This window comes from Saccharopolyspora sp. NPDC002686 (assembly GCF_040295745.1).
GTDB classification, from domain to species: domain Bacteria; phylum Actinomycetota; class Actinomycetes; order Mycobacteriales; family Pseudonocardiaceae; genus Saccharopolyspora; species Saccharopolyspora oryzae.
In genome coordinates, this window is sequence record NZ_JBEOVY010000381.1 from 1 (window position 1) to 6,965 (window position 6,965).

Here is a 6,965-nt window from a genome sequence, read left to right on the forward strand (position 1 = left end):
TTCTCAGCGTTCGCCTGGCGAGGACGGCCCGACTGCCGTGTATTGGCATACATAAAGTCGGGCACCCGGAGTCCAGGCGGGCGCTGAGGTTCCGCCACCCGCACCGCCCCGCAGGACGAGGATGGAAAACCCTCTTTGAACCTGCGGTCCTAGCCGCTGACGGAGTGACCGGCGATGTCGGTGCGGGCCTCGGCGATGGTTCCGCGGTCCGCGCCGCCGATGTTGAGTTCGAAGCGCACATCGTTGCCGGTCTCCAGTTCCTTGGCGTGCACGGTGAGTTCGCCGGTCTCGGACATGGCGAAGGTGACCTCGATCCGGCAGCCGGCCGGCCGGGCCGGGATACCGGTGAGCATGCCGTGCCCGATCTTGGTGTTGTCGGCCAGCTCCTCGGAGGGCGTCGGCCCGGCCTGCTCCCAGACCTCGATCTCGACCATCCGCTGGTTGTCGATGGCCGTCTGGAACGGGTACGGCCGGTGTCGGCGGGCAGCCGGGTGTTGGCCTGCAGCAGGTGCGCCACCATCTGCCGGGCGCGCATGGGATCGGTCAGCGCCAGCGGATCGCGCGGATCGACGGCCTTGACCCCGAACGCCCTGGGCACCACGGTCGACACCCGCTTCTTGGCCATCGCCGCGGCATCGGCCTCGGTGATGCCCAGCTGCCGAGCCGCGCCGCGAGTGCTCTTGGCCTGCCTGATCAGCGCGAACAGCGCGGCTCCCTTGGCGACCGCCAGGTCGGGTTCGGACAGCCGCGGTGACAGCCCGAACCGCGCCTGCAGCGCTGCGGCCACCGTGGGCATCCGGGTCATGCCGCCGGCCAGCAGCACCTCGTCGAACCGGTCGACGCCCTTGCGGCGGGCGGTTTCGACGATCCGCTCGGTGATCGCCGCAGTCCGGTCCAGCAGGTCCGCGGTGAGCTCCTCCAGCAGTTCCCGGGTGAACCGCACGTTGACCGCAGCTCCGCCGAACCGCAGCGCCACGTTGCGGGACATCGTTGCGCTGAGCGCCTTCTTGACCTCCTCGGCCCGGTCGGTGAACTCCTGCACGGCCAGGTCGTCGGCGCTGGGGTCCAGGTTCGGGTGCGCGTCGCGGAAGGTGCTGAGCAGGTGCTCCACGATCCGCTGGTCCCAGTCCGCGCCGCCCAGCTCGCCGTCCCCGTCGGTGCACACCACCTGGACGTCGTCGCCGGACACCCGGATCACGGTGGTGTCGAAGGTGCCGCCGCCCAGGTCGTAGACCAGCACGTGCCGGGTGCCCGGCGTCTCGTCCACCGCGTGGTGGTGCAGCGCGGCGGCGACCGGTTCGGCGAGCACGTCCAGCACGTTCAGCCCGGCGATCTCCCCGGCCCGCCGGGTGGCTTCGCGTTCGGCGATGCCGAAGTAGGCGGGCACGGTGATCACCACGTCCCGCACCGGCAGGCCGGTGTTCTCCTCGGCGGCGCGGGCGAGTTCGCGCAGGACCAGCGCGGAGATCTTCTCCGGCGTGTACCGCTCGCGGTGGTAGGTGAACTCGACGCCGGACCGCCCCATGTCCCGCTTGACCAGCTGCGCCACCAGGTGCGGGGCGAGCAGTGCGGAGTTCTTCGCCGCCGTGCCGACGAGCGCGACGCCCGGCCGCTCGAAGTAGACCACCGACGGCGTGGTGTCCTCGCCGATCGCGCTCTTGGCGATCACCGGTCGGGTGGACTCGTCGACGTAGGCGATGCACGAGTGCGTCGTGCCGAGGTCGATGCCGAACGTCGCCACCGGTTTCCTCCTTCATCGGCCTTGGTAGGTGAATGCTGCCCAGTGCTGCGGTGCGGTGGGGTCGACTTCGGTGAAAAAGGCCGCCAGCTCCTCGGGAATCCCGGGCAGCGGGCGGCGCCGCGGATCCAGCATCCACAGCTGCGCGGCGCGCAGCGCACCGGCCGGGTCGGTGCTGCCGGAGTTGAGGAAGTGGTGGAAGACGATCATGAACATGGCGGTGGGCAGGTCCAGCACCTCCCACCGGGTGCCGATCACACCGGCGGCTCCGGCGGCGAGGAACGCGGTGGACAGCGTCAGCACTTCGTCGTGCTGCCGGTCGGTGAGGTCGCTGGCGCAGGCGGCGAGCACGACCAGCGCCCCCGCCGCATCGCGCGGCCGGTCCCGGGCCTGCCGCAGGACGTCCTGCACCGGCAGCACTTCGCGCGCACCCAGCAGCAACGCCGACTCCACCGGCAGTTCGGCGGGGGTGGCGTGGCAGGCCAGGTGGAGCAGCGAGGCGGTGGGCAGCAACGCCAGCACGTCGTCGGGCTTCGGCGGCGGCTGCCGGTCGCGGCGCCGAGGATCGCGCGGTTTTCCCAGGTAGGAGCCGTGCTGGTAGTGGGTGCGGTGGATGTGGCCCATCTCGTGCCGGCTCCAGTGCAGCTCCGGTGTCCGCAGCAGGACGGGTTCGCTGTCCCAGGGCCGGACTTCCCGTCGAGCTGCGTCGAGGAACTGCCGTGCCGAAGCGGCGTAGCAGAGCACGGCGTCTTGGCAGGCGTACCGGACCTTCCCGCCGGGAACCCGCCGCCGCGCGGCGTGCCACGGCACGGCGCCCAGCTTTCCCACCGGTACCAGCACGATTCGCTGCCGTCCCGATCCGGCCAGCAGGTCCAGCACCGGGTTCAGCACCGCCGACCAGGCCCAGTCGCACACGGCCTCCAACGCCGCCCGCCACTCGTCCTCGACGGGCTCACCGCGAGCGCGCTGACGCTGCGCCTGGTCGAACCGCGCGACCGGTCCGTCCTCGGTGAGCTGCAGCGACCTCACCTGCTCGACCTGGCCGTCGGCGGTGACCAGCACCGCGACGCCGGGCAGCAGGTAGACCAGCGCCCGGGTCCGCGTCGAGCTCAACCCAGCTGCAATCTCCTTGACCGGAGGCGGCGAGAGCAGCTGCGCCTCGACGTCGGTGCCGTGGAAGGTCCGCAGCACCTGCGTGCGCAGATCGCTGGGCACCACGACATCGGTTCCGCCGAGCGCGCCGACGTCCCACGGTTGTTGTTGCCCCACCTCGGAAATCCACCGCTCGGCGAGGTCCGCGCGGCCGTGTTCGCGCAGCAGATCAGACATGGTCGCCTCGACCGTCGCAGCGTGCAGGACCATCCCGCGCCCCAGCTCGAGCGCTTGCACAGCGTCTTCCGGCTGCCCGAGGGCGAGGCACCAGTGGCTCACTTCGGCGGCTTCACCGGTCGCGGCGCTCGCGGTCTTCAACGCTCGACGCGCGCTCGACTGCAGCAGCACGGTGCGGGCGCGTTCGCGCAAGCCGTCGAGGGCGGTCGCGATGGCCCGCTGCGGATCGCGGCGCATCCGGTCGTTGCGGGTGAAGTAGCAGTTGGCCAGCGAGTTCAGCACGCTCGCGTTCTCGAACTCGCCCGGCTCGAACTCGAACTCGCGCAGGATCTGCTCGAACCGGTTCACCGCGTTGCTGAGGTCCCGCGGATCCCGCGTGAGCTCGTAGCGATGTCTCAGCGAGGTGGCCAGCATGCCGAGCGCGTTCCGGCGTTCCCGGGGGAACAGGTCGGGTTTCGAGCTGAGCCCGGCCAGCATGCTGATGCCCCGGTTGACCAGCGGCAAGTCCTGCATCGCGAAGGCCGAGGTGATGCAGATGCTCGCCGCGCCGAGCATTTCACCGGTCTTGTCGATGTGGTGGTCGGGCACTTCCTCGGCGGCGTCGAAGACGTTCTGGAGGGTGCGGCGCATTTCGTCGCGTTCGCGCTGGTCCAGGTCCGAACCGTGGCTCGTGAGCGCTTTCTGGAGCAGCTGGAACGTCGCCAGCGAGCTTTCCGCCCTGGGACGCAGCACGTTGTTGTGCGGCATGTCGGCCAGGAGCCGTTCGAGCTCTTCAGCGGATCGACCGAGCCCTTCGGCGTCGTCGAGGTGGGGCGAGAAGTGCCGGAAGGCGGCGTTGTACCGCGCGTGGAGGTCGTCCCCGCCTGACTCGGCTGCGAGTTGCCGGGCCGCTTCGAGGTCTTCGTTCCCGCCGGAGGTCATGTACCGCTGGGTGAGCAGATTTCCCAGCCATGACTTGAGAACTCTTCGAGTGCGGTGCTCCGCGGGCAGCAGTTCGTCGGCGCGCTGGACGTTCGCCACCGCGGAGTTCAGCAGTTGCCCGTCGCGGTTGTTGATCGCGTGGAAACCTTCGGCCATGCTCAGGAAGACGTGGTTGATCCCCATGTTGACCGGATCGGCCGCACTTCGCTCGATCGCCTGCTCGGTCATCTCGCGGACGCGGTCGAGCAGATCGGGCGACTCGTCCCGGCTCGTCGCGACCGACAGGAACAGAGCACCTACCAGCTGCGTCAACACCTCGGCGCGGTCGGGGTCGTCGTCGGCGAAGTGCTCCAGCGCGTGCTCGAGGCGCCGCACCACGGAGCCGACGTCCTCCAGGTCCAGATCCCCCGGTTCCTGGGCGAAGCCGGTCGAAGTCATCCGCAATCCGCTCAGCAGCAGCGACCGCATGGGGCTGTCCGGCGGAAGTGCAGCGGCTGCTGCGGCGAGCTGCGCGGATGCCGTGTCGGTGTCCTCGGAGCTCCCGCTGGTCTTGGCGAGCATGGAGGCCAGAGCGGCCTGCAGCCCGACGAGTTCTCGCTCGCCGGGCTCGTCCTCGGGCCAGTTCGCCCGCGCGCTGTCGAGTTCGCCGATGGCGTTCGCCCAGTCCTCCGGCGTCGAATCGTGGAAGTCCGCTCCGGCGCGGAACAGCACGTTGACGACGTTCATGGCCGGATCCTCGGCCGCAGTGGGGGAAAGCGCGCTGAGATGCCGGCGCGCATCGGCGAAGTCCTCGGTGGGCACGGACTGCGGCAGTGGACCGGCGAAACCCCGGCCGCTGCGCAGTTCAGCGGGAACGCTCTTGTGGGAGTGGAGCATCGCGAGCCCCAGGTGGCACGCGTCCGACGTCCGCTCGTCGGAGAACACCTCCAACGTCGCGGTGAGGTCCTCGGTCGCGGTCAGGCGGTCGGTCTCGTCCCCGCCCTGCGCCAGGTACCGGAAGAGGTGCATCGAACCGCGCCGGAAGCGGACCTGGTCCCGCAGCGGTGAATCGGGGAGCAGGTCGTAGGCCGTGCGCAGGTCGGTCAGCGCTGCGTCGACGTGCTCGAGTTCCTCCAGCGCCGCGACCGCGAAGCTGGTGATCAGCCCGATCCGGGCGATGACCTCGGGAACGTCCACCAGTGGTCGCGCCTGCTGCAAATAGCCCACCGCAGTGCGGAATTCGGCGGTGTCCCCGCGTTCACCGCGCACTGCATGAGCGAGTCCGAGCTGGTAGAGCGGCGCCGCCCGGGCCGGTGATGCTCCGTCCAGCGCGTCGAGGAGGCTCCCGGCGACCGCCAGCACTTCGTCCACGTCGGCACCGGTCGTCCGAGCGCGTTCCAGCAGCAGATCCCCGAGCTCCACCAGCAGCTGGTAGGCGGTCTCGTCGTCCAGCTCCTCGCCGAGCTGCGCGCAGCGGCGCGCGATCGCCTCGTCGAGTTCGCTCGACATCGCACCCCTTCCCGCCGCGGTGAGCCTACTGCGCCGCTCCTCGGACGTCGCTGCATCCGGGAAGGTTCCGGAGTGGGCCGAACGGGCGCTCATGGGTGCTTTTTCGGGAGAACTTCCGCAAAATCACCCCGTGCCGATCTCGGCGCGCGCGGAGTGAGGAGACCCCGGTGGGGAAACGACATCTAGCGACCGCATTGGCCGTGGCAGCGGGTCTGGTGACCGCCGCCCTACCAGCATCCGCGGCGGCAGCGACGCCACCATCGCTGGCGGACTTCCAGCTCGAGCCCACGAACGCCGACCTCCAGGGCGTCGTCGACCAGCTCGACGCCGAACTGCCCAAGCTCGGCGTGCAGAACATCCTCGAGCAGGCCAACCGCGACGACGCCCCGAAGGGCGCGGACTGCACGTCACCGGCGCTCGCGCCGAACACCCGGCCGGTGGCGCGGAAGTTCTGCTTCAACAAGGGCGACAACGACACGACCGAGTGGTACCCGCAGGGCATCACCACGGTCGCCGATGCGCAGGACGACCAGCACTGGGGCACCAAGCAGGCGATCCTGGTCAGCTGGTACGACAAGCAGACGGACCCGGTCAAGGGCGTGCGGGTGTCGTTCCTGGACACCGATACCGGCAACTACCAGCACGTCCTGCTGGCCTACCCGTACATCAACAGCTACGGGAACCCGAGCTACGAGCCGGTGACCACCCCGCAGGCCGGTGACGGCAGCAGCGTCCACGCGGGCGGCATCGTCTGGTACGGCAACTACCTGTACGTGGTCGACACCCGCCGCGGCATCCGGGTGTTCGACATGCGCTACATCTTCGACATCAAGTCGGCGGCCAACGGCGACGTCACCGACAGCAGCCAGATCGGCCGCCAGAGCGGCACGTACTACAGCTACGGCTACCGGTACGTCATGCCGCAGGTGAAGGGCTACTCGAATCCAGGCGGTTTGGCGACCTTCCCGGCGGACAACAAGTGCAACGCCAGCGGTCCGCAGAAGTTCTCCTACGCCGGCCTCGACCGGAGCTCCACCCCGGACGTCCTGACGACCGGCGAGTACTGCGCGGACCAGGGCGACCCGAACCTCAACGGCCGCGTGGCCCAATGGCCCCTGGACGGCAACAGCGGACTGCCCCAGCTCGACAGCCACGGCATGTGGCGAGCGGCCACCGCCCACCGCCTGCCCAAACCCAGGGTCCAAGGCGCCCTGTCAACGGGCGGCCGCTGGTACCTGAGCAGCACGGGAGGCGGAACAACAGGACCGGGCCACCTCCAAGCGGCAACGGGCGACGGCGTCCTCCAACCGAGCGGAACCGAGTACGACGTGGCGATCGGCGTGGAGGACCTGTCCTACTGGCCGGGCCGCGACGAGCTCTGGACGGTCACCGAACACGACACCCAGCGGATCATGTACAGCACACCCCTGCCCTGACCGCGAGGTCGTGAGCACTTTGGGGCGCTAGAGCACCCCAAAGTGCTCACGAC

At 69.7% G+C, this 6,965-nt stretch carries 3 protein-coding genes and 1 pseudogene; 1 reads left to right on the top strand and 3 read right to left on the bottom strand.

Going from position 1 to position 6,965, the window contains the following annotated elements; translation table 11 throughout:
- Positions 1-149: 149 nt before the first annotated feature.
- The 3 genes and pseudogenes from ABTZ89_RS33100 to ABTZ89_RS33110 form a co-directional block, all read right to left on the bottom strand.
- Positions 150-434 carry an Hsp70 family protein gene (locus tag ABTZ89_RS33100; protein ID WP_351052215.1) on the bottom strand — a complete coding sequence of 95 codons (285 nt, stop codon included), beginning with the start codon at positions 432-434 and terminating at the stop codon, positions 150-152.
- A 308-nt stretch (positions 435-742) separates the two neighbouring features.
- Positions 743-1,741, bottom strand: a pseudogene (locus ABTZ89_RS33105) (Hsp70 family protein); the annotation flags it as partial.
- A 12-nt stretch (positions 1,742-1,753) separates the two neighbouring features.
- A complete protein-coding gene (locus ABTZ89_RS33110; RefSeq protein WP_351052209.1) occupies positions 1,754-5,476 on the bottom strand; it encodes a CHAT domain-containing protein in 3,723 nt (1,240 codons plus the stop codon).
- A gap of 167 nt (positions 5,477-5,643) precedes the next feature.
- Between ABTZ89_RS33110 and ABTZ89_RS33115 the strand changes: the two genes are divergently transcribed.
- Positions 5,644-6,912, top strand: a complete 1,269-nt coding sequence (locus ABTZ89_RS33115) for an LVIVD repeat-containing protein (RefSeq protein WP_351052212.1) — start codon at positions 5,644-5,646, stop codon at positions 6,910-6,912.
- Positions 6,913-6,965: the final 53 nt, after the last annotated feature.